Source organism: Janthinobacterium silvisoli, from assembly GCF_014200725.1.
Classification (GTDB): domain Bacteria; phylum Pseudomonadota; class Gammaproteobacteria; order Burkholderiales; family Burkholderiaceae_D; genus Janthinobacterium.
Genome location: NZ_JACHCL010000003.1, coordinates 488,760 through 510,809 on the forward strand (window position 1 = coordinate 488,760; position 22,050 = coordinate 510,809).

Consider the following 22,050-nt stretch of genomic DNA (forward strand, 5'->3'; position numbering starts at 1 on the left):
CATGATAACAGCCGGAAAGCCGCCCTCTCCGACATCCGCTTGCGCCGCATCAAACCTGCCAGGGCCGTGCGGGCAGATGATTTGACTTCCAGCTGTCGCTTGTCGTGTTGTCGTGGAGAGTCGCCATGGACCAGAAAGTCATCGTGCCGGTCGAAGCCGTACTGACCCAATGCGTTTCCCTGCCCATCGGCTACGTGCCCACGCCGTCGGCGCCCTACCGCCAGCACCGCAAGAACGCCCAGCTGACCTTGCAGCCTGGTCCGCCACGCCTGAACGACATCAGCGGGCGTGTACTGGCTGCCGTGCCCGTCGGCTCGCGCATGCTGATCTGGAAGCAAGACCCGTCCGTGAGCGAGCTGGGCACGCGCAAGGCCTTCGTGCCTGGGCTGATACTACAAGGCCCGCGCGATGCGCGTATCACGTTTGGCGAACCGGGTATCGCCCAGGTCAGCCCCAACGCCTTCGGCGACTTCATCGTCTCGCCCAATACCGACCAGTTCGACGCCGTGCACACCTTTGCCATCGTGCGCATGACCCTCACCATGTATCAGCGCGCACTGGCCAGCATAGGCACGCCTTCGCCACTGCCCTGGCAATGGAATAGCGCCAGCAATACCGCCCCCTTGTCCGTATTTCCGCACGGCTTGCCCAACGTCATGAACGCGTATTACAGCCGCAGCGACAAAGCCCTCAAGTTCGGCGACTTCATCCCCAGCGGCGCTACCGAACGTGTGTACACTTGCCGCTCGCTCGACATCGTCTCGCATGAAACGGGGCACGCCGTGCTCGATGGATTGAAACCACAGTGGCTGCTCAGCAACAACCCGCCGCAGACGGGCGGCTTGCACGAATCGTTCGGCGACCTGACGGCCATCTTCCTGGCCCTGTCGCAGCTGGACCAGGTGGAAGCAGTGATCGCCCAGACCAAATCCGACTTGCACGATAAAACCTTCCTGGCCGACCTGGCCGAACAGTTCGGCCTGGCGCTGGGCCGCCCGAATGGCTTGCGCAACGCCGACAATGACATCAAGCTGTCTGAAGCGGGCACGGAAGTGCATGCGATTTCACAAGTCTTTACGGGCGCCATCTATGACATCCTGGCCGACATCTTTTCCCATGAACGCCAGCCGCAGGTGGAAGACGACGCCGCCGTGCTGCACCGCTGCGGCGACTACCTGCGCGGCCTGGTGCTACGCGCCCTGCTGGCCTCCCCCAACCAGGCGGCCAGCTATGCCGATGTGGCAAACCATATGCTGGCCATCGCCAGCGCTGACGGCAAGGGTGGCTATCTCGATTTCATCCACAGCAGTTTCACGCGGCGCGAAGTACTTAGCGACACGCTCAGTGCAGGCGTGGGCGTGGACATGGGCGGCGAACATACAGGCTATGCTCCTGGCATCGTCGATGAAGCCGGCGCCGTACAAGACCGGCGCGCCTGCTGCGGCACCATGAACCACGCCCAATACAGCACATCGGACGAGGAACTCGATGCGGAACGGGCCGCGCTGGCCGCCTGGTGCCGCGACTATGCCTGCAGAACCGAGTAACCCACCCATCACAGGGAGCGCCATGAAAATCTCAGCAAGCAGCAGCGGCGGCTTTGCCGGCCTGCATGAACACTATGAAATCGATACACAAACCCATCCTTCCGGCCACAAGCTCGAAGCAGCGCTGGCCAGCAGCGGTTTCTTCAATGGCAGCATGGCAAGCGAAACCGCCGTGGGGGCAGACATGGTCCATTGGCGCATCACCGTCGACGCTCCCGATGCACGCCGCACGATCAGCTTTGCCGAAGATGGCAGCGCTGAAAATACCCGCTGGCAAACCCTGGTGGCGCAAATCCGCGCCGCCAACTGAAATACCTGCCCATCTGCACGTACAGCCGTGGCGCCAGTGAAAAAAGAATTTACTTATGCGTATTGTATCTAAGCCCGATTTGTGAGAAATAGCGAATTGCCTTAAAATACGAGGCTTTGCTTTAGTATGCGCCGCCGACGTTCCTTCAGGCGCTACAGCACCTCCCAATATTGATAGGACTGTTATGACCCACGTTGTCACCGAATCCTGCATCGCTTGTCGTTACACCGACTGCGTCGATGTCTGCCCGGTAGATTGTTTCCGGGAAGGCCCCAATTTCCTGGCAATCGATCCGGACGAATGTATTGACTGCGCAGTATGCGTGGCAGAGTGCCCGGTGAACGCGATTTTTGCGGAAGAAGACGTGCCTGGCGACCAGCAAGCCTTCATCAAGATTAACGTCGACCTGGCCCGTAACTGGCCGTCGATTACCAAGACCAAGCCTGCATTGCCGGAAGCCGAGCAATACAAGGACGTCAAGGATAAACTGGACATGCTGGTACGCTAAGACGCATCGATGCAACAATATGAAAAAAGCAGCGGAAACGCTGCTTTTTTGCTTTAAAAACATGATTAATGATCTTTTCATACAAGTGTGGCGCATAAACACACTAGGGCGCAAAGTGTGGCCCTGTGCGCGGTAAAGCACATTTTGTCCTCTCCATCTATCGTAGAATTAGATTATGATATTTGAGCCGATATTGGCGCTTGGAATTAAACAAGGACTCTATATGCTTTACCAACTGCACGAACTGCAACGCTCCTTCCTCACCCCGGTGATGCAATGGGCAGACATGTCCTCCAAGTTATTTACCAACCCGGTTTCCCCTCTGGCCCACACCCCGTTTTCGCAACGCATCGCAGCCGGTTACGAGCTGATGTACCGCCTTGGCAAAGACTATGAAAAACCGCAATTTGACATAAAATCCGTGCTCGTCAAGGGCGAGAGCGTCGACATCCTCGAACACGTTGTCGTGACCAAACCGTTTTGCCGTTTGATCCATTTCAAGAAAGAAGCCACTGGCTTGCAACAGCCTAAGGTTTTGCTGGTTGCCCCCCTGTCCGGTCACCATTCAACCCTGCTGCGCGATACGGTGCGCAGCTTGCTGGCCGAGCACGATGTCTACGTCACCGACTGGACCGACGCGCGCATGGTTCCGCTGACGCAAGGCCCGTTCCACCTGGATGATTACATTTACTATGTGCAAGAGTTCATCCGCCTGCTGGCGCCCGACCTGCACGTGATCTCTGTCTGTCAGCCAACCGTGCCGGTGCTGGCCGCCATCTCGCTGATGGCGACTGCCAACGATCCGCACATGCCAAAGACCATGACGATGATGGGCGGCCCGATCGATCCGCGCCGCTCGCCCACGCAAGTAAACAACCTGGCGACGGAAAAGAAATTCTCGTGGTTTGAAAACACCGTGATCTACGCAGTGCCGCCGAATTACCCGGGCTTTGGCCGCAAGGTCTATCCGGGCTTCCTACAGCACGCGGGCTTTATCGCCATGAATCCCGGCCGCCACGCACAAAGCCACCGCGAGTTCTATATGCACCTGGTGACGGGCGACGACGAACCGGCGGAAGGCCATCGCCAGTTCTACAATGAGTACAACGCGGTGCTGGACATGCCGGCCGAATACTATCTGGAAACGATTAAAACTGTCTTCCAGGAATTCAGCCTGCCGAAAGGCACCTGGAAAGTAGGCGGCCAGCTGGTGCGTCCGCAAGACATCACCAACGTGGCGCTATTCACGGTAGAAGGCGAGCTGGACGATATTTCCGGCGCTGGCCAGACACAGGCGGCCCACGATCTGTGCAGCAGCATCCCCGCACACATGCAGCAAGACTTCGTGGCGCCGAAATGCGGCCACTACGGCATCTTCTCGGGCCGCCGCTGGCGTGAAATCATTTGCCCGAAAATCGGCGAATTCATCCAGAAGCATGGCTAATCTGGAGCACTGAAAAAACGGCACGCCAGCGCAAGCTGACGTGCCGTTTTTTTATGCGCGCGAGGTTTCTACCTTTACCGTCGGGCGCGTATTGACATAGATCTGTTCCACCCGCGGCTCACCCGGCCCCGGCTTCTTCATCGCGTAACCATTCACGGGTTGCGAGCGGTTCACCCACAGCGCGTAATACAAATGGTCAGCGCGCGGATCATCGGTGTTCGGATGGATCAGGATAGTCAGGCCCAGGCTGTTCAATTGCAGCCATGGCACGATCACGGGCAGCAAGTCATTGGTGAAACCAAAATAAAACGACGGCGTCACGTGCGGGCCGCGCGGCTCCAGGTTCCAGTCGCCCAGTTCGACCGAGAAACGCTCGGCCGCCCATTTTCGTATCAGCGCCGCCTTCTGGTAAGTATCTTCGTCAAAATAGATATGCGCGTGATAGCTCTCGATATCGGTATAGGCGCGCGGTTTCGTTGGCAAGGTTTCTTCGCCAGGGCGTACGCTGACGGGGCGCGGCGTGGGTGCCGTATCTGTATGTTCGCCCCACGGGCTTTTGCCGGGCGCCGGTTTCACGCGTGCAGGCTTGGCCTCTTGCGCCAGGGCCGTGCCCGCCAGGCCGGAAGCGGCCAGGGCCGCCACCAGGCCGCCGCCGCGCAATACCTTGCGGCGTTGCGGCGATAATAAATTAGCCCATTCCAGGTCGATGGCGGCGTGTTCAGTATGGTCAGACATGTGGTTTCCTGTTCTTGATTATCAGTAATGGAGGAATAAATTAAAAACGGACGGTGGCGCGGGCGTAGTAATAGCCGCCCAGCACACCCAATGGTCCCGAGTTGTCATAGGCGCCCGTGTATTGCGCCAGATTCGAGGCGCTGCGCGCTTCACGCGGCACCTGGCTCGGCTTCTGGTTGAAGACGTTGTTGGCGCCCACAGTCACGTTGATGCGCTTGCTGATGTCGTAGCCCAGGCTCAAGTCCGTCACGAACGCCGCTTTCAGCTGATAGTCGCCACCCGTGATGGCGTTCAGGCGTTTCAGCTTGCCGTAGCGCGTCTCGCGCAGATTGAAAGTCCAGCCTGCCTTTTCATAGGCCATAGTGACGATTTCCTTGTCGCGTGGTGCGCGGTACAGCAAATCGTATTCGGCCGATTTGCTGAGCGTGCCGATATTGGGCAAGCCTTGCAGCACGGCCGGCAAGTCTGCCTTGCTCACCAGGCTCGTATGATTGAAATTGGCGGCCGCCGTCCAGCGCAGCTTGCCATCGGCCAGGCGCAGCACATCTTCCGCCGTCAGATCGATGCCACGCGTGCGTGTGTCGCCCACGTTGGTGAAGTAATGCGCGACCAGGCCATTGCCGACCGTCAAGCCCGCCGAGCGCAGCAGGTTTTCGATGGTGGCCGCCTGCGCCGCCGTCAGCGGCCGTCCGCTGCCATCGAGCGCCACGCCCGAACTGCGGTCGATGCCAATATTCGACGATACGCCCAGGCGATCGCTGACCTTGATCTGGTAAGCATCGACGGCAAAGCGCAGGGTCGACGTCGGGTTGAAAGTCAGGCCAGCCGAAAAATTGGTCGATTTTTCCGGTTGTAAAGGCTGTGCTCCCAACGCCTTGGCGGCAGCCGAGCTCGGTTGTGCAAGGGTATAAGGCACGCCCGCGTGGTCCGAGGTATTCGAATACGACTGCGTCACCAGGCTGGGCGCATGGAAACCATTGCTGACCGTGCCGCGCACGGCAAACGCGGGATCAATGTCATAGCGCGCCGACAAGCGGCCCGTACTCTTGCTGCCAAAGTCCGAGTATTTTTCCGCACGCAAGGCGGTATCAACCAGCAACTGCGGCGTGACCTTTGTTCCCAGGCCGATGTAGGCGGCGTAGCTGTGGCGCGCCGTGTCCGATGCATCGACGGGCAAATAACCGGCCAGCGCCGAGGAACCGCTGCCCTGGTAAGAAGCCGGTTCGCCGGGACTGCGCTGCTGCGTTTCATGCGAGTATTCCAGGCCGATGCTCAAATCTGCAGGCTCGGCCAGGCCCAGCGCCACCGGGCGGCGCACGTCGAAATTGCTGGTCGAACGGCTATAGCGCTGGTTGCCGATATAAAAACTGGTTTGTCCACCCGGGTAGCTGAGCGAGTAATTGGCGGAACTCTCCACGCCGACATCGATATCGTCACGGCCATAGGTGGTGCTGAAATCCCAGGCCCAGCCCGCCGCTTCGCCCTTGAGACCACCCGTCAGCGAAAAATCGTCTTCGCTGGTGGTTTCATAGGGCGTAAAGCCGTCCGGATAGACGGACAGCAAGCCACGGTTGTTATTGAAAATGGTGTTAGGCAGGCGGAAATTCTGCGCCGAGCGGGCATTGCGGTGGGCATAAGTGCCGAAACCGTAGACTTGTACCTCGTCCGACACCTCATACCCGAGGTTGGCGCTGAGCGAGGCGGTGCTGCTTTCCGGCACGCCCGTATTGCGCCACGGGTTGCTGTTGCGCGTCGCTTCGGCCGGGTTCGGCGAAGCGCCGGCCGGCAAGCTATTGTTCGGTCCCAGGCGCACCAATTGTCCATCGCTGTTGCGCAAGGCCGGGTACGACAGATAGCCAGGATTCAAGCCGAAATTGCGCACGGCAATACCCTGGCGCTGGTATTCGGCGCCGAAGTGGGCAAAGCCCCGCTCGCCTAAACGCGTGCCGCCATCCACACGCACGTAGCCGTTGGCGCCATCGCCCGCATTGGTGGAGCCCGCTTGCGTACTGGCAGTGAAGCTGTCATCGGATTTCAGGATGATGTTGATCACGCCGGCAATCGCATCGGAGCCGTAGATGGCCGAGGCGCCATCGCGCAAGATTTCCACCCGCGCAATCGCGCCCGTGGGTATCAAGGCCAGATCGGTGGCCACCGAACCCGGGAAGCCATCTTCATTGACGATAGCCGTCGTATGCCGGCGCTTGCCGTTGACCAGCACCAGAGTATGCGAAGGATCAAGATTGCGCAGCTGGCCGGCGCGCACGATGCTACCCAGGTCAGGCTGCACCCTGGCCGGTAAATTAAACGAGGGCAAGGCCGAGTCGAGCGCATCGAGCAAATTGAGCTTGCCGGTCGCCACCAGCTGCTGCGCGCTGATCACATCGACAGGCGCGGCACTGTTATCGACGGTGCGGCCCGAACCACGCGCGCCGGTGACGATCACGGCATCGAGCGGGTTGGCGGCGGTATCGGCGGATACTTGCGCATGGGCAATACCAACCTGCGCCAGCAACAACACGGCGACTGACACCGCCTCTGCCAGCCGCCGTAAACGTGGTGCGGAGGAACGCACGGAATCAGACAACACTTGCATACAAACATCCTTTTTAATAGTCAACAAGACAATGTCTGCAGACTAAGGGATGGACAAACAAACAAGAACGAATGGTTTCGTATTAGGTTATTTCGTTTTGGCAAGACGCAACAGTTGGTGAGAATTGAGTGGTGCACGCAGACGGCGTATTCCCTTCCATACAACAGGGTTTTTTACTTGTGTTTACTTGTATATGGCCCGGATGGCCGATAATGGCGTTTTAGCGTATTGAAGAAGACCGTGCCACACCCAGCTCCCCCATCACTTGCCGACCAGATTGAAGACTTGCTGCCGCAAACGCAGTGCACCAAATGCGGTTACAGCGGTTGCCGCCCGTATGCCGATGCAATCGCCGCAGGCAGCGCCGAGATCAACCAGTGCCCGCCCGGCGGCGCACAGGGCGTGGTCCGCATGGCCAGCCTGCTGGGCAAAAAAGTCATTCCCCTCAATCCAGTCAATGGCTATGAACGCCCGCGCTCGCTGGCCTACATCGATGAGTCGCTGTGTATCGGCTGCACCCTGTGTATCCAGGCTTGCCCGGTTGACGCCATCGTCGGTGCGGCCAAGCAGATGCATACGGTGGTAAGCGAGCTGTGCACGGGCTGCGACCTGTGCGTGGCGCCCTGTCCCGTCGATTGCATCGTCATGTACCCGGTCAGCGGCGAGGCCACCGGCTGGGACGCCTGGAGCCAGGCCGAAGCCGACGATGCACGCGCGCGCCACGACTTGCGCACGCAGCGCTTGCGCCGTGAGGCGGAAGAAAACGAAGCGCGCCTGGCCGCCAAGGCCGTCGCCAAGATGCAGGAAGTGACACAGGAAGTAGCGGTCACGCCCGAAGAAACCGCCGAAAAGGAACGCAAGCGCGCCATCATCGCCGCCGCCATGGAGCGCGCGCGCGCCAAGGCCGCCGCTGCAGCAACCAGCGCCAGCACGAACGAACCGCCAGCCCCTGACGTATCCACCGTACCGAAAAAAGACGCATGAACGCTGCCAAACGACTGGAAATTTTTACGCGCTTCCGCGCTGCCAATCCTTCGCCCAAGACCGAGCTGGAATACACTACGCCATTCGAACTGCTGATCGCCGTGCTGCTGTCGGCGCAGGCCACCGACGTCTCCGTCAACAAGGCTACGCGTGTGTTGTATCCAGTGGCCAATACGCCAGCGAGCATACTGGCGCTGGGCGTCGATGAATTGACGCAATATATTCGCACCATCGGCCTGTTCCGCACCAAGGCGAAGAACGTCATCGCCACCTGCCAGATCCTGCTCGACCAGCATGGCGGCGAAGTGCCGCGCGACCGCGCCTCGCTGGAAGCCTTGCCCGGCGTGGGCCGCAAGACGGCCAACGTGGTGATGAACACAGCGTTTGGCGAGCCGACCATGGCGGTCGACACGCACATCTTCCGCGTCTCGAACCGCACCGGCATTGCACCAGGCAAGAATGTCGATATCGTCGAGCAAAAGCTGCTCAAGTTCGTGCCCAAGGAGTTTCTGCACGATGCCCACCACTGGTTGATTTTGCACGGCCGCTACACCTGCATCGCCCGCAAACCCCAGTGCTGGAATTGCATGATCGCCGACCTGTGCGATTACAAGGATAAATCGCCGATGCCGGCATTGACATAAGTTTTACCTCACGGTAAAAAGCGCCTTCAAAAAACTTTCTATCTATCAATGTATATTAACGTAGCTCCATGTAAGCTTTTGTAATGTGGGTCAACGGACTTGCCTATGATCACGTTTTTGCGCACAGCGGTATGAAATCACTACCACCAATCAGCACAACAACGCCGATCCGGTAAAACAGTCTTTTTATAATATGTTAAAAAAAACACTAGACCTGCTTGCCTGTCCCGCTTGTCGTATTGGCCTGCAAGCACCTAGCCTATCTGATACCGGCAAACGCTTGATGCACGGCTGGCTTGAATGCCCGCAATGCGCAGTGCAAGTGCCGGTAGTGCAGGGCTTTGCGATGTTTACTGAAGCCACTCCAGCCGGAAATACAGGCCTGACGCAAAAACTGGCCGCGCTGGACCAGCAACTGAATCCATCGCGCGATTACATTTCCTTTGTCCATCACCGCCATATCCGTCGCATTCCCGACCGCTATGCGGCATTTCAGCCATTCAATGAATCGACCCGCGCTTTTTATGCGCTGCTCGATCTGATACGCGGCCAGCTACAAGCGGGCGACGTGATACTCGACACATGGGGACGTACTGGCTGGAGCGGTGAAATGCTGGCGGCAGCCTTTCCCGAACAACATGTGGTGTCTATCTGGGAGGGCAATTTCGATGTGCTTGGCTACGCCGGTTATGGACATTGGCTGCCGGCCGCGCGGCGCGCTCCCAATCACGATATCGTCTTTGCCGCAGCAGGCGCCGGTCTGCCTTTCCTGGATCACCAGTTCCACCTGATACATGGTCTCGATTCCCTGCACCGCTACGCGCCGCTGAGCTTTGCCGGCGACGTGCTGCGCGTGGCGCGCGGTGATGCGGTGATCGTCTTTCCCCATGTACATATGGCAAATAGCCAGCCTCAGCCGTTTTTCGAGCGCGGCGGCGCCATCGTGCATGGCAGGGCTTATCAGCAGCGTTTCGAGCGGGCGCAAGCGCGCCGCGACCGCGAGGTAATGGTGATGGCCGAAGTGCAGCTGTTCAATGCCGAAGGGCTTCTCAACACCGATCCGGATACGCCCCATTACAACGGGGTGGTGGCGCTGCTGCCGCCGGTATGGCAAGGCGCGCCACTGCGCAGCGCCAACCTGGACATTTGCCTGCCGCAATCGCGCGCGGCAAGCAATGCCTTGCTGCGTATCGACAGCCTGGCCGGCAGCGCTAAGCCTGACGCCTCGGCGCTGGGCGGCCTGATGGAAGAATTATTACTACGCCACCCATGTTATGCAGAGCGGCTGGCGCAACTGGGACCGATCGCGCTCAATCCACTGCAATTACAGTTGTTATTCCAATTGGGCCAATTACGTACACTGCAGGAAACGGCGCGGCAACTGGACTTGCCATTTGATACGGTGGCGCACGAAGCGGCACAACTGGTAAGCAAGGAATTGCTGCAACTGGCGCCGCTCAGCGACGCCATGATACGGCTGCAATCGTATTATGCCAACCAGATCGTGCGACCGCTGCCAGGCGAGGAAACTTTCGAATACCTGTGGCAATTGCTGCCGGCGCTGTACGGCGAACGGCCTCTGCTATTGTCAGGTGCCGATGGCAGCGCCTTCGGCTGGAACGAGGTGGAACTGCTGGTCGGCGCCTTGCAGCGCGGTTTGAGCGCCAGTGGCGTCAAGCCGGGCGACCGGGTCGCGATGCTATCCGCGCCCCATCCTGAAGCCATGTTGCTGAGCTGGGCGGTATGGCGCAACGGCAGCGTGCTGGTACCGCTGCGCAAAGAGCTGGCCGATGCCGGCACCAGCCTGGAAACCCTGCTGCAGCATATTTCGCCTGTGCTGCTGGTGCTGGACCGGCCGCGTGTCGGTGCCGCCAGCGTGGCGGCCTGTCCGGTGCTCATGCTAGACGATGCCAGCGACGAAGCGGCCCCGGCTGACGACGGCTGGCCGGTACTGGCCGATTTGCTGGGCACATGGATGGACTTGCCCGCCACCGCAGCAACTGCCGTGGCGCCAGACGATGCAGCGGTGATCCTGTTTACGTCCGGCAGCACGGGCCAGCCCAAGGGCGTGGTGCTGGATCAGCGCGCACTCTTGCAAAGCGGCCAGCTGGCGGCCACCGAATTCGGCTGGCACGACCAGGATGTCTTGTTGTCGCTGGGCGACAACCACACCATGAGCGGCTTGCGCAATCCGGCGGTGGCCGCCCTGTTCGCTGGCGCCACGGTCTATATTCCTGAGGATGCCGAACGCCTGAATGTCGGCAAGACCTTGCAGGCGGTGGCCGAGCACGGCGTCACCTTGCTGGCTACCGGCCCGGCCTGGCTATCCATGCTGGACTTGCTGCCACCGCATCTGACCCCGCATCCGGCCAGCTTGCGGCAAATCCTGTCCACCGGCTCACCACTGCAATCGGCGCTATACGCTGCGCTGGCCGCGCGCATGCAAGTGGCCATCATCGATTATTACGGCTTGACGGAAACCGGCGGCCTGTGCCTGGTGTTCGAACATGACACCAGCGCCTTGCAGGCGCCAGCGCTGGGCCGGCCAGTCGGCGCGCTGCTGCAAATCTGCGATGAACACGGGACACCCGTCGCAGCGGGCGTGGCCGGCGAATTGCGCGTGCACAACAACCAGTTAATGTGCGGCTACTGGAACAATCCTGTGCATAGCGCAACCGTCAAGCGCGGCGGCTGGCTGTACACCGGCGACATTGCCAGCCACGACGGCGAGGGCCGCATCAAGCTGCTGGGTCGGCGCGACGACCAGTTGAAAAACGAATTCGGCGAGATCGTCCATCCATCGCACCTGGAGCGCATCATGGCCAGCCATCCGCAAGTGCGCGAGGCCGCTGTCGCGCAAGGGCCGCAAGGCCTGGTCGGCTTGCTGGTGACGCAAGATGGCTGCGACTTGCCGAACTTTTCCAGCGATTTTGTGGCCTTTTGCCGTAGCCAGCTTGCCGGACATTATTTACCACGCGAGCTACGCCAACTGAGCGCACTGCCTTATACCCCCGCAGGAAAACTGGATCGCCAGGCATTGGCGCAGTCGATTCCGCAATAAAAACTAGAACAATAGGAAGAGATTATGTTTCAAGCACGTCCCAGCGCCGCCCAATTCCTGCTCGGCCCTAAGAACCTGTCCTACGCCGAACTGGAAGCAGCCATATTGCAAGTTGCCGCCCAGTTGCTGCAGCGCCAGCTAGCCGGCAAGCGCATCTTGTTCATGGTGCGCGACGATCATCCTTACGTCCCGCTGCTGTTGGGTTGCATGCGCGCCGGCGCGGTGCCGATGCTGCTCGATCCGGGCACGCCGGCGCAGCAAGTGCGCGATATCCTGGCACACAGCGGTGCCGAGGGTCTGATCGCCGATGGCGATACGATAGACCACTGGCAGGCGCAAGGCATCGCCTTGCCGGCGCAGCAAGTTCGGGTGCAGCCCGCCGCCGCCAAGGGCATGCTGCTGAACAAGCTGCTGGGACGCCGCGCACCGGTCGACCTGGACAATTGGCCGGGCTTGCTGTCCGGACCGAAAGCGCCGCCGCTACCACCATTCAGCGAGGATGGCATCGCCTATGTGGTGTTTACTTCCGGCAGCACGGCGCGTCCGAAAGGTGTCCAGATGCGCTGGCCTGCACTGCTGAGCCATCTCGATACCATCGCCACGCAATATCAGTTGCAAGACGATGCGCGGCTCATGAATCTGATGCCGCTGTCGCACGCCGATGGCCTCGTGCAAGGTTTGCTGCTCTGCTACCGGCGCGGCCTGACACTGGTGCGTCCGGCGCCCTTCAGCATCGTCGCCATCGAAAACATCCTGATCGCGCTGTACCGAGAACGGGTCAGCCACCTGATCGTGGCGCCAACCGCCCTGGCGCTGATCCAGCAATACGGCGGCCACCTGGCGGAAAATTTCTCCAGCGACAGCTTCCGCTTTGCGATTTCCTGCAGCGCACCATTGAGCAGCGCCGTCTGGAGTGGCTTCAGTACACGTTTTGGCGTGCCCGTCGTCAATACCTATGGCTTGAGCGAAACCGGTACCTGCGGCTTTTATGCCGGTCCCGACGCGGCCAGCCACAAAATCGGCAGTATCGGCATGCCGCGCGACATGATTGCAAAAATCCTGCGTGAGGACGGCAGCCTGGCCGGTGATAATGAGCCTGGCGAATTGTGTGTGCAAGGCAGCAACCTGATGTCCGGCTACCTCGACGATCCGGCCGCCACGACCAAGGCGCTACGCGACGGCTGGCTGCATACGGGCGACCAGGCCAGCCGCGACAGCGACGGCGTGTACTGGATCGTCGGCCGCATCAAGGACCTGATCATTTGCGGTGGCTACAATCTGTCGCCGGAAGCCATCAACGGCGTGCTGATGCAACACCCTGCCGTGCTGGAAGCGGCCACGGTCAGCATGCCGGACGCTATATGGGGAGAAATCCCCGTCGCCTGCGTGGTATTGCGCCCGGGCCAGGAAAGCGATGCATCGCAATTGCTGGCCCATTGCGGTCAGTATCTGGGTACCCATGAATTACCGAAAAAAATACATTTCAGCAGTCAATTGCCGCGCACGCCATCGGGCAAGGTGATCACGGCGCAATTGCAACACGCACTGGCGCAGGACAAGGCTGGCCCTGCAACCGGCGATTTTCAGGAACAAATCTATATGCTGGCGGCGCAACTGTTCAACTTGCAGCCCGGCCAGCTGAAGGCTGATTCCGGCCCCGCCAATACACCGGGCTGGGATTCGCTGGCGCACATCAATTTCGTGATCGGCCTGGAAACCATGTTTGATATCCAATTAAAACCATCCGATGTGGTACGCATGGAATCCATGGATGCGACGGTGCAACTGATCAAGCGCCTGGTGCATTGATGCGCCCCGCACCACCATTATGGATTTGGCCGCTGGGAGCCGGGCTGGCGGCCGGTGCCGCCTTTTTAATGCAGTTGTGGGCGGCTCAGACTGTGCAACAGGAAGCAGAACCGTCCGGCCGCGCGGCCGCTTATGCCAGACAAGTTTTAAACGCACCGCGCGCGCCGGGCGACATCCGCGTATTGGGCATGGGTTCATCCTTGTTAATGGCAGCAACGCCACCAACAGATCAAACAAAAACACATTTGCACTGGAAACGCTTGAGCAATCCTGGACTGGGCGTGGACTTTCTTGGCGCCAGCCTGGTAGAGGTGGAGCAACATCCGCCGGATATTCTGGTGATTGAAAAAAACCTGCTACTGGTCGATCCGCAGCGTCAGGCAATGGCCCTGCTGCGCCGCAATGTCTGGCTGAGCTTGAGGAAAATAGCTGCTATCGCGATCCCGTCACTGATCCAGACTGATCCAAGGGGTGAAGTCTTGCAGCGACAAAATGAGGAACTCACTTGCGAGCAAATCCCTAAACCAGCCAATGCCTTTGATTTTAACAAGTATCTACATCTTTTAAATACGAGCTATAGCAGCCTGCAAGTGGATTCTTCTTTATTAGCCGCCTTACAAGAGCTGTCTAAGCAAGGTGTCACCATCGTGATCCTGGATATACAGCGCTCGATGCAAATCGAACGTATGACTGCCGCAGCCAAACAAACCTGGTTTACGCATCTGCGACAACTACTGCCAGCCGGCGCCAGGGTCGCCTATCGCACCTCGCCTTCGTATGACAACGGGGAACTATATTGTGACAGTAGCCATTTAAATGACGCAGGCCGGCGCCTTTTCAGCGCCTGGTGGTCGCAGGAACTAACACAAATACAGAAAGCAATGCACTGAGATGGTATGGCTGACAAATTTCGGCATGCTGTTCATTGCCATCACGTGCGTGCTGTACTGGCTACTGCCGCAAGTGTGGCGGCCATGGCTGCTGACGGCCGCTGGCTGTCTTTTGCTGGTTCACGATGGTTGGACCAGCTTGCTGGTCTGGGTCGCGCTGATCGCCTGGCTGGCCTTGATCTGCGGTCCCGGCTGGCGACGCCACGCACTGGTACAGAAAATCGGGCTGGCTGGCTTGCTGATCGCGTTTGCCGGATATCAATACGCCAAGGCATGGCAGGGACTGCTGCCCTACCTGGGCTTTGCCTTCGTGACTTTGAAAGCCTGGCACTTGATCGCCGAACATGGCACGGGCGCCTACCGGCAAGGCCGCATGGTCAGTTCAATGTCGTATCTGCTGTTTCCGCCCACCCTGCTGGTAGGGCCGGTGCAGCGGTATGACGCCTTTCGCATGGAAGCGCTGCGTGCGCGCTGGGATAGCCAGGCAGTATCGCGCGCGCTGGAACGTATGCTGTACGGTTATTGCAAGATCGTCTTGCTGGCGAACTATCTGCTGGCGAATAAACTGCAAGGCCTGCATGATCTGACCGGGCATGCCTGGCTCGATACCTACCTCGGCTTGCTGGCCTATGGCCTGGACTTGTATTGGCAATTTTCAGGGTATTGCGATATCGCCATCGGTTTCGCATTGCTGCTGGGCATACGCGTACCGGAAAATTTCAACTTCCCGTTCGCTGCCCGCAGCCTGCCGGACTTTTGGCGCCGCTGGCATATTACGGTATCGGAATGGTGCCGCGATTTTATGTTCCGGCCCATGTTTGCGCGCAGCAACAATTACCTGGCGGCCAGCCTGTGCGGCATGATGGTGCTGGGCCTGTGGCACGAGCTGTCACCGCGCTACCTGGCGTGGGGCTTGTTCCATGGCGCCGGCCTGGGCCTGGTGCACCTGTGGTCAAAATACGCGCCACTCGCCGAAAAATTGCGCGAATACAAGGTATGGCGCGTGGCCAGCTGGTTTTTCACGCTGCAATTCGTGATCCTCAGTTTTGCGCTCACGTCCAGTCCGACCATCGCTGAAGCGATGCACAAACTGGCCATCCTGGGCGGCTTGCACTTTTAAAGAAAGGCAATGGGATGTACACATTTTTGCTGCGCTGGCTGCCGGCCCCACTGGCCAATCTGATCATGGCCTTGTGGTATGGCGGTTTGCTGATGATGTTATGGCTCAAGCTACCAGACGCCCTGGGCATCGGTTTCCGCTACGGCCAGATATAGAAAACGCTGCCAGCACGCCATGCTGGCAGCGCTTCAATCTGCCATCACAACAAAACCATATTGTCGCGGTGTATCAGCTCGTGGCCTTCCATATAGCCGAGGATGGCTTCGATCTCGGCGGAAGGCTTGCGCATGATGCGGCGCGTTTCGCCGCTGGTGTAGTTGCACAGGCCACGCGCGACGGGCGTACCTTGGCCGTCGACGCAGGTAATGATGGCGCCACGGCCAAACTCGCCCTGCACCGCTGTCACGCCGATCGGCAATAAGGACTTGCCTTCCTGGCGCAGCTTTTGCACGGCACCCGCATCGAGCACCACCGCGCCGGCCGTATGCAGATGGTCGGCCATCCACTGCTTGCGCGCCGTCAACTGCCCCGTCTGCGCGCGCAGTTCCGTGCCGATCGCCTCACCCTGGGCCAGGCGGCTCAGCACATCGCTGTCGCGGCCCCAGGCAATAATCGTATGCGCGCCCGACTTGGCGGCGCGCTTGGCGGCCAAAATTTTTGTCAGCATGCCGCCGCGGCCGAGGCTGCTGCCAGCGCCGCCTGCCATCGCTTCCAGCGCAGGATCGCCGGCGATGCCCTGCGTAATCAGGTAAGCGTTCGGGTCCTTGCGCGGGTCGGCCGAGAACAGGCCATGCTGGTCGGTCAGGATCACCAGCGCGTCGGCCTCGATCAAGTTGGCCACCAAGGCTCCGAGCGTGTCGTTGTCGCCGAACTTGATTTCATCGGTAACGACCGTATCGTTTTCATTGATGATAGGCACCACGCCCAGGCGCAGCAAGGTGGTCAGGGTGGAGCGGGCGTTCAGATAGCGTTCGCGGTCGGCCAGGTCGGCATGCGTCAGCAGCACTTGCGCCGTACCCAGCTGGTGGGCGCGGAAACTGCTTTCATAGATTTGCGCCAGCCCCATCTGGCCGACGGCGGCGCAAGCCTGTAATTCGTGGATATCGGTGGGGCGCTGCTCGAAACCGAGGCGCAGCATGCCTTCGGCGATCGCGCCGGAACTGACCAGCACGACTTGCTTGCCCAGCGCGCGCAAACCGGCGATTTGCGCTGCCCAGCGGGCGATGGCGGCATGGTCGAGGCCGCGGCCATCGTTGGTGACCAGCGAGGAGCCGACTTTGATGATGATGCGGGTGGCTTTTTGAATCACGGAATCCATGGAGGCTCTTTATCTGTCAGCATGCAGTACACGGTAGTAGCAAGATTATGCCTGCCAAGCACACAATTGCACACATGAACAACACAAAACCCTGGGGCGAGCAGAAATGCAGGAGCGCGACATGCGACCGGCTGGCTGCGCCAGGACCAACAATGCAGTGATATCGCCAAGGACGGGCGGTTTGCCCTGTCGTGCTGCGAACAGCGCCAGTAGCGCGATAGCGCCCAGACACTGGAGGATGGCGTCAAACTGGCGGTAGCCGCTGACACCATGAAGGCCTATGAGACCCTTGAAATGATGACCGCAGCTACCTTGCAGGCAGCCGCGGTTAGTCAGCGTTAATCGAGAATCTTGAAACGCGGATCATCCGGGTCGATCGACGAGATACCGCGTGCTTCTTCGGTCATCTGCGTTTCTTCGGCACGGCTTTCGCTGTGTTTCTTCTCTTCCAGATGCTGGTAAATCGCATTCACCAGTTCCTGGCAACCGTTATGGTTCAGCGCAGAAATCTCGAATACAGGACCTTTCCAGGCGAAACGCTTGATGAAATCCTTGACGATTTTCACGCGGGTTTCGTCCGGCACCATGTCGAGCTTGTTCAGCACCAGCCAGCGCGGCTTGTCGACCAACGACTCGTCGTACTTTTTCAGCTCCTTGACCAGTGCCTTGGCTTCCTTGACAGGATCGACATTGGTTTCGAACGGCGCCAGGTCGACGATGTGCAACAGCAGACCGGTACGCTGCAAGTGACGCAGGAATTGATGGCCCAGGCCCGCGCCTTCGGAAGCGCCTTCGATCAAGCCGGGAATGTCGGCGATCACAAAGCTTTTCTCGTGCGACACGCGCACCACACCCAGGTTCGGGTGCAGGGTGGTAAATGGGTAGTCAGCGATCTTCGGACGCGCGTTCGATACGGCCGAAATGAAGGTGGACTTGCCAGCGTTCGGCATGCCCAGCAGGCCGACGTCGGCCAGCACTTTCAATTCGAGGCGCAGTTCGCGGCGTTCGCCTTCCTTGCCCTCGCCTTTTTGGCGTGGTGCGCGGTTGGTCGAGGACTTGAAGTGGATATTGCCCCAGCCGCCTTCGCCGCCCTTGGCCAGCAATTCGATCTGGCCGTGCTCGGTAAGGTCGGCCATGATCTCACCGCTCGCGTTGTCGACGATCAAGGTGCCGACAGGCATGCGCAGGTGAATATCGTCAGCGCCCTTGCCGTAGCAATCCGCGCCGCGGCCAGGCTCGCCATTGCGCGCCTTGTGCATTTTGGAAAAGCGGAAATCGACGAGCGTGTTGATATTGCGGTCGGCCACGGCCCAGATGGACCCGCCCTTACCGCCATCGCCGCCATCGGGACCGCCGAAAGGCCGGAATTTTTCACGGCAGAAAGAGGCACAGCCGTTGCCGCCATCGCCCGCGATGACTTCGATTTTTGCTTCGTCGATAAACTTCATAATTTTGCCGCCATAAAACTAAAAAGGCTCTACCTTGGGCAGAGCCTTTCGATTGAAGGCTTGCGCCTTACATCATGCGATCACAGCGGAGCAAACGCCCCGCGATGAATTACGCTGGTACTGCTTCGTTTGGTACAACGGTCACGAATTGCTTCGAGCCAGCACCTTTGACAACGAACTTCACTTTGCCAGCGATCAACGCGAACAGAGTGTGGTCCTTGCCCGTGCCTACACCTTCGCCGGCGCGCACTGGGGTGCCGCGTTGACGAATGATGATGCCGCCTGCATTGATCGATTGGCCGCCGTAGACTTTAACGCCCAGACGTTTTGATTCTGAATCACGGCCATTTCGCGTAGTGCCGCCGCCTTTTTTATGTGCCATTTAAAACTCCTTGATAACTGATTAATTCAAACAGCGGCGATTAGCCGTTGATCGAAACGATTTGGATTTCGGTAAAATTCTGGCGATGGCCTTGATGCTTTTGGTAGTGCTTACGACGACGCATCTTGAAAATTTTGACCTTATCATGGCGACCGTGCGCCACAACCGTAACCAGTACCGTTGCACCTTCGACCAATGGAGCACCAAACTTGATGCTGTCGCCCGCGCCTACGGCGAGAACTTGATCGATGGTGATTTCGGAACCAATGTCTGCCGGTATCTGTTCTACTTTAAGTTTTTCGCCAGCGACAACTTTGTATTGTTTGCCACCGGTTTTTATGACCGCGTACATGATTTGAAACCTCATCAAATGTTGAAAGAATTTGTCCCGCTGCGATGTTCAGCAAGCCGTACACAACAGGGGGAACCTGCAATTATACATGGCTCGTGAAATTGCGTCAAAAACTATTCACAAATGCGGATGATCGTGGTATGTCGACAACCTGGACACGATGTCAGGCCTGCTTTTACTGGCCTTTTTACTGACCATGGCGGGCAATACAATCAATTATTCAACACTCATAGTCAAACTATAGGCAAACGCCACGCAGGCGCAAGCCATGTCGTATAATCGCGGCACCCACAATCTATTGCAGGTTCGCCTTGTCTGACGCTAACAACCACGTTAACCAAAACACCATCGTGCAAACGATTGCCGCCGATATGGACGCAGTCAACACGGTGATCCGCCAAAAACTGCACTCCGAGGTGATACTGATCAATCAGATCGCCGAGTACATCATCAGCGCAGGTGGCAAACGCATCCGTCCGGTGCTGATCTTGTTGGTGGCCAACGCCCACGCCTATCGCGGCACGGCGCACCACGAACTGGCTGCCGTAGTCGAATTCATCCACACCGCCACCTTGCTGCACGATGACGTGGTCGATGAATCGTCGATGCGCCGCGGCCGCCAGACAGCCAACGCCCTGTTCGGCAATGCCGCCTCGGTGCTGGTGGGCGACTTCCTGCATTCGCGTTCGTTCCAGCTGATGGTGGCGCTGGACAATATGCGCGTCATGCAAATCCTGTCGGACGCCACCAACGTGATCGCCGAAGGCGAAGTGCTGCAATTGCTGAATATGCACGATCCGGATGTGACGCAGGAAAGCTACCTGAAAGTCATCCGCTCGAAAACGGCCAAGCTGTTCGAAGCATCGGCCCAACTGGGCGCCCTGATCGCCGGCGTCAGCGAAGCCGATATCGAAGCGGCAGCCGAATACGGCCGCTCGCTGGGCACCGCTTTCCAACTGATCGACGATGTGCTCGACTATGCAGGCGACGCCGCCGAAATCGGCAAGAACGTGGGCGACGACTTGCGCGAAGGCAAACCTACCCTGCCGCTGATATGGCTAATGGAAAACGGCACGCCGGAACAGCGCGAACTGGTACGCAGCTGCATCGAGCAAGGCGACGAGCAGCATTTCGACGCCATCCTGTCGGCAGTCACCAGTAGCGGCGCGCTGGACTACACGCGCAAGGAAGCGGAAATCGCCGCCCAGCGCGCGGCGGACGCCATTGCCGGCTGGCCCGACAGCGTCTATAAGCAATCCTTGCTGCAACTGTGCACGTTTGCCGTCGACCGCAATCACTGATCGCGTGTCACCGCAAGTACAACGGCGCCAATGGCGCCGTTTTTTGTTGCGTGCTTATAGCCGCTCGTGCGCCATGGCCGCGCCTGCCAATGCCTGCACGATGGCCGGCTCCGCTTCCAGCCGTTCGCTATAGCGGCTGCCCAGATAGTCGCGGCGGTCGCGCACCAGCAAGGTGAATTTATACAATTCTTCCATCACATCGACCAGCCGCTCATAATAAGGCGACGGCTTCATGCGGCCCGCATCGTCGAATTCCTGGTAAGCCTTGGCCACCGATGACTGGTTCGGTATAGTCACCATGCGCATCCAGCGGCCCAGCACGCGCAAGCCGTTGACGGCGTTAAACGATTGCGAACCACCCGATACTTGCATCACGGCAAGAGTACGCCCCTGCGTGGGCCGCACGCTACCCGTTTCCAGCGGCAGCCAGTCGATCTGCGATTTGAACACACCCGTCACCGCGCCATGCCGCTCGGGGCTGCACCATACCTGCCCTTCCGACCACAACGACAATTCGCGCAACTCCTGCACCTTCGGATGATCGGGCGGCACGCTATCGACCATGGGCAAGCCAGCCGGATCGAACACGCGCGTGTCGGCGCCGAAATGGTGCAGGATGCGTTCCGCCTCCAGGGTCAGCAGCTTGCTGTAGGACCGCTCGCGCAAGGAGCCGTACAGCAACAAAATGCGCGGCGCGTGCGTGGAGTGCGTCACCGGCGCCAGCTTGTCCAGGCTGGGCACATCCAGGTGGGCGGCACTGATGTTGGGTAGGTCGTCCATTTCAAACTACCGGCTTGCCGTCGGCGCCCACCACCGCCTGCCCGTCTTCCTTGTTGAACGCGCCCTGCTGTGGCAGCGGCAAGATTTCCAGCACCTTTTCCGACGGGCGGCACAGGCGCACGCCCAGTTCCGTGACGACGATGGGCCGGTTGATCAGAATAGGATGGGCTTGCATGGCGTCCAGCAGTGCCGAGTCAGGCAAGTCCGGATTGGCCAGGCCCAGTTCCTCGTACAAATTACCCTTGTCGCGCATGACTGCCCGCACGGAAAGGCCAGCGCGCGCGATCAGGTCGACCAGTTCCTCGCGCGTAGGCGGATGCTTGACGTAATCGATGATGACGGGTTCCACACCCGTGTTGCGGATCAGGGCCAGGGTATTGCGCGAAGTGCCGCAAGCGGTATTGTGGTAAATCGTGATGCTCATCTAAATATTCTCCTTTGGTCAAGATGGTTCAGTGGGCGCAGTAACGCAGCACGGCGCGCCCGCGCAGCAGTTTTCCGTCAAAAAGGCCAGCAAGCCATTCATGCCCGCATAGTTGGCAGCGTAGATGATGGAACGCCCAGCCTTGCTTGCCGTCACCAGATCGGCATGCGCCAACTCCTTCAAATGAAACGACAGCGACGAAGGCGCGATGCCCAGCGCCTCGGCAATTTTGGTGGCGGCCATGCCTTCCGGCCCCGTCTGCACCAGCAGGCGGAAGACGGCCAGCCGCGATTCCTGGGCCAGCGCGGCCAGCGCTGCAATGGCGGCCGTGCTCGTCAGGGCCAAAGCGGGCTGCTTGCTCAGTGTGTTTTCGTTTTCCATATTTCAATAATAGTCG

21 protein-coding genes are annotated in these 22,050 nt (G+C 59.2%); 12 read left to right on the top strand and 9 right to left on the bottom strand.

Annotated elements, in window-relative coordinates; genetic code table 11:
- Window positions 1–125: 125 nt before the first annotated feature.
- The 4 genes from HDE75_RS18540 (at window position 126) to HDE75_RS18555 (ending at window position 3,809) form a co-directional block, all read left to right on the top strand.
- Window positions 126–1,547, top strand: coding sequence for a gluzincin family metallopeptidase (locus HDE75_RS18540; RefSeq protein WP_183680966.1), 1,422 nt, complete (start codon window positions 126–128; stop codon window positions 1,545–1,547).
- A 22-nt stretch (window positions 1,548–1,569) separates the two neighbouring features.
- Entirely contained in the window at window positions 1,570–1,857 is a 288-nt protein-coding gene (locus tag HDE75_RS18545) for a protealysin inhibitor emfourin (protein ID WP_183680968.1), read from the top strand.
- Between the two features lie 184 nt (window positions 1,858–2,041).
- Window positions 2,042–2,365, top strand: coding sequence for a ferredoxin FdxA (gene fdxA / locus HDE75_RS18550; RefSeq protein WP_131374221.1), 324 nt, complete (start codon window positions 2,042–2,044; stop codon window positions 2,363–2,365).
- A 223-nt stretch (window positions 2,366–2,588) separates the two neighbouring features.
- Window positions 2,589–3,809, top strand: a complete 1,221-nt coding sequence (locus tag HDE75_RS18555) for a polyhydroxyalkanoate depolymerase (protein ID WP_183680970.1) — start codon at window positions 2,589–2,591, stop codon at window positions 3,807–3,809.
- Between the two features lie 51 nt (window positions 3,810–3,860).
- On the opposite strand, the gene HDE75_RS18560 is transcribed toward HDE75_RS18555, so the two are convergent.
- Window positions 3,861–4,544 carry a DOPA 4,5-dioxygenase family protein gene (locus HDE75_RS18560; protein WP_183680972.1) on the bottom strand — a complete coding sequence of 228 codons (684 nt, stop codon included), beginning with the start codon at window positions 4,542–4,544 and terminating at the stop codon, window positions 3,861–3,863.
- Between the two features lie 40 nt (window positions 4,545–4,584).
- The gene (locus HDE75_RS18565) at window positions 4,585–7,140 is read right to left on the bottom strand and encodes a TonB-dependent receptor plug domain-containing protein (protein ID WP_183680974.1); all 2,556 of its coding nucleotides are present in this window, start codon (window positions 7,138–7,140) and stop codon (window positions 4,585–4,587) included.
- A 240-nt stretch (window positions 7,141–7,380) separates the two neighbouring features.
- Between HDE75_RS18565 and rsxB the strand changes: the two genes are divergently transcribed.
- From rsxB to HDE75_RS18600, 7 genes are all read left to right on the top strand, one after another.
- A complete protein-coding gene (rsxB, locus tag HDE75_RS18570; RefSeq protein ID WP_183680976.1) occupies window positions 7,381–8,124 on the top strand; it encodes an electron transport complex subunit RsxB in 744 nt (247 codons plus the stop codon).
- A complete protein-coding gene (gene nth / locus HDE75_RS18575; protein ID WP_183680978.1) occupies window positions 8,121–8,768 on the top strand; it encodes an endonuclease III in 648 nt (215 codons plus the stop codon). The genes rsxB and nth overlap by 4 nt, the downstream gene beginning before the upstream one ends.
- A 346-nt stretch (window positions 8,769–9,114) precedes the next feature.
- On the top strand, window positions 9,115–11,829 hold the full coding sequence (locus tag HDE75_RS18580) for a class I adenylate-forming enzyme family protein (RefSeq protein ID WP_183680980.1): 2,715 nt from the start codon (window positions 9,115–9,117) through the stop codon (window positions 11,827–11,829).
- A 24-nt stretch (window positions 11,830–11,853) separates the two neighbouring features.
- Window positions 11,854–13,638, top strand: coding sequence for an AMP-binding protein (locus tag HDE75_RS18585; RefSeq protein WP_183680982.1), 1,785 nt, complete (start codon window positions 11,854–11,856; stop codon window positions 13,636–13,638).
- On the top strand, window positions 13,638–14,528 hold the full coding sequence (locus HDE75_RS18590) for a hypothetical protein (RefSeq protein WP_183680984.1): 891 nt from the start codon (window positions 13,638–13,640) through the stop codon (window positions 14,526–14,528). Before HDE75_RS18585 ends, HDE75_RS18590 begins: the two co-directional genes overlap by 1 nt.
- Window position 14,529: 1 nt before the next feature.
- Entirely contained in the window at window positions 14,530–15,648 is a 1,119-nt protein-coding gene (locus HDE75_RS18595) for an MBOAT family protein (RefSeq protein ID WP_183680986.1), read from the top strand.
- Window positions 15,649–15,662: 14 nt separating this feature from the next.
- The gene (locus tag HDE75_RS18600) at window positions 15,663–15,803 is read left to right on the top strand and encodes a hypothetical protein (RefSeq protein ID WP_183680988.1); all 141 of its coding nucleotides are present in this window, start codon (window positions 15,663–15,665) and stop codon (window positions 15,801–15,803) included.
- Window positions 15,804–15,847: 44 nt separating this feature from the next.
- On the opposite strand, the gene proB is transcribed toward HDE75_RS18600, so the two are convergent.
- From proB to rplU, 4 genes are all read right to left on the bottom strand, one after another.
- The gene (gene proB, locus HDE75_RS18605) at window positions 15,848–16,966 is read right to left on the bottom strand and encodes a glutamate 5-kinase (RefSeq protein ID WP_183680990.1); all 1,119 of its coding nucleotides are present in this window, start codon (window positions 16,964–16,966) and stop codon (window positions 15,848–15,850) included.
- A 338-nt stretch (window positions 16,967–17,304) separates the two neighbouring features.
- Complete coding sequence (obgE, locus tag HDE75_RS18610) at window positions 17,305–18,414, bottom strand: GTPase ObgE (protein WP_183680992.1); 1,110 nt, start codon at window positions 18,412–18,414, stop codon at window positions 17,305–17,307.
- A gap of 109 nt (window positions 18,415–18,523) precedes the next feature.
- Window positions 18,524–18,796, bottom strand: coding sequence for a 50S ribosomal protein L27 (gene rpmA / locus HDE75_RS18615; protein ID WP_183680993.1), 273 nt, complete (start codon window positions 18,794–18,796; stop codon window positions 18,524–18,526).
- 40 nt (window positions 18,797–18,836) lie between these two features.
- Entirely contained in the window at window positions 18,837–19,148 is a 312-nt protein-coding gene (gene rplU, locus HDE75_RS18620) for a 50S ribosomal protein L21 (protein WP_034754730.1), read from the bottom strand.
- A gap of 311 nt (window positions 19,149–19,459) precedes the next feature.
- Here rplU and ispB point away from each other — a divergent pair, with 311 nt between their 5' ends.
- Entirely contained in the window at window positions 19,460–20,449 is a 990-nt protein-coding gene (gene ispB / locus HDE75_RS18625; RefSeq protein WP_183680994.1) for an octaprenyl diphosphate synthase, read from the top strand.
- A gap of 54 nt (window positions 20,450–20,503) precedes the next feature.
- Here the strand turns inward: ispB and arsH are convergent, their stop codons facing one another.
- The 3 genes from arsH to HDE75_RS18640 are packed head-to-tail and all read right to left on the bottom strand — an operon-like array spanning window position 20,504 to window position 22,034.
- On the bottom strand, window positions 20,504–21,229 hold the full coding sequence (gene arsH / locus HDE75_RS18630; RefSeq protein ID WP_183680996.1) for an arsenical resistance protein ArsH: 726 nt from the start codon (window positions 21,227–21,229) through the stop codon (window positions 20,504–20,506).
- Window position 21,230: 1 nt separating this feature from the next.
- Complete coding sequence (gene arsC, locus HDE75_RS18635) at window positions 21,231–21,653, bottom strand: arsenate reductase (glutaredoxin) (protein ID WP_183680998.1); 423 nt, start codon at window positions 21,651–21,653, stop codon at window positions 21,231–21,233.
- Window positions 21,654–21,671: 18 nt separating this feature from the next.
- Entirely contained in the window at window positions 21,672–22,034 is a 363-nt protein-coding gene (locus tag HDE75_RS18640) for a metalloregulator ArsR/SmtB family transcription factor (RefSeq protein WP_183681000.1), read from the bottom strand.
- Window positions 22,035–22,050: the final 16 nt, after the last annotated feature.

Excerpts from the sequence above, each read along its gene's own strand:
- HDE75_RS18540 (WP_183680966.1), top strand. The coding sequence starts at position 126 with ATGGACCAGAAAGTCATCGTGCCGGTCGAAGCCGTACTGACCCAATGC.
- HDE75_RS18545 (WP_183680968.1), top strand. The coding sequence starts at position 1,570 with ATGAAAATCTCAGCAAGCAGCAGCGGCGGCTTTGCCGGCCTGCATGAA.
- fdxA (WP_131374221.1), top strand. The coding sequence starts at position 2,042 with ATGACCCACGTTGTCACCGAATCCTGCATCGCTTGTCGTTACACCGAC.
- HDE75_RS18555 (WP_183680970.1), top strand. The coding sequence starts at position 2,589 with ATGCTTTACCAACTGCACGAACTGCAACGCTCCTTCCTCACCCCGGTG.
- HDE75_RS18560 (WP_183680972.1), bottom strand. The coding sequence starts at position 4,544 with ATGTCTGACCATACTGAACACGCCGCCATCGACCTGGAATGGGCTAAT.
- HDE75_RS18565 (WP_183680974.1), bottom strand. The coding sequence starts at position 7,140 with ATGCAAGTGTTGTCTGATTCCGTGCGTTCCTCCGCACCACGTTTACGG.
- nth (WP_183680978.1), top strand. The coding sequence starts at position 8,121 with ATGAACGCTGCCAAACGACTGGAAATTTTTACGCGCTTCCGCGCTGCC.
- HDE75_RS18580 (WP_183680980.1), top strand. The coding sequence starts at position 9,115 with ATGTTTACTGAAGCCACTCCAGCCGGAAATACAGGCCTGACGCAAAAA.
- HDE75_RS18585 (WP_183680982.1), top strand. The coding sequence starts at position 11,854 with ATGTTTCAAGCACGTCCCAGCGCCGCCCAATTCCTGCTCGGCCCTAAG.
- HDE75_RS18590 (WP_183680984.1), top strand. The coding sequence starts at position 13,638 with ATGCGCCCCGCACCACCATTATGGATTTGGCCGCTGGGAGCCGGGCTG.
- HDE75_RS18595 (WP_183680986.1), top strand. The coding sequence starts at position 14,530 with ATGGTATGGCTGACAAATTTCGGCATGCTGTTCATTGCCATCACGTGC.
- HDE75_RS18600 (WP_183680988.1), top strand. The coding sequence starts at position 15,663 with ATGTACACATTTTTGCTGCGCTGGCTGCCGGCCCCACTGGCCAATCTG.
- proB (WP_183680990.1), bottom strand. The coding sequence starts at position 16,966 with ATGGATTCCGTGATTCAAAAAGCCACCCGCATCATCATCAAAGTCGGC.
- obgE (WP_183680992.1), bottom strand. The coding sequence starts at position 18,414 with ATGAAGTTTATCGACGAAGCAAAAATCGAAGTCATCGCGGGCGATGGC.
- rpmA (WP_183680993.1), bottom strand. The coding sequence starts at position 18,796 with ATGGCACATAAAAAAGGCGGCGGCACTACGCGAAATGGCCGTGATTCA.
- rplU (WP_034754730.1), bottom strand. The coding sequence starts at position 19,148 with ATGTACGCGGTCATAAAAACCGGTGGCAAACAATACAAAGTTGTCGCT.
- arsH (WP_183680996.1), bottom strand. The coding sequence starts at position 21,229 with ATGGACGACCTACCCAACATCAGTGCCGCCCACCTGGATGTGCCCAGC.
- arsC (WP_183680998.1), bottom strand. The coding sequence starts at position 21,653 with ATGAGCATCACGATTTACCACAATACCGCTTGCGGCACTTCGCGCAAT.
- HDE75_RS18640 (WP_183681000.1), bottom strand. The coding sequence starts at position 22,034 with ATGGAAAACGAAAACACACTGAGCAAGCAGCCCGCTTTGGCCCTGACG.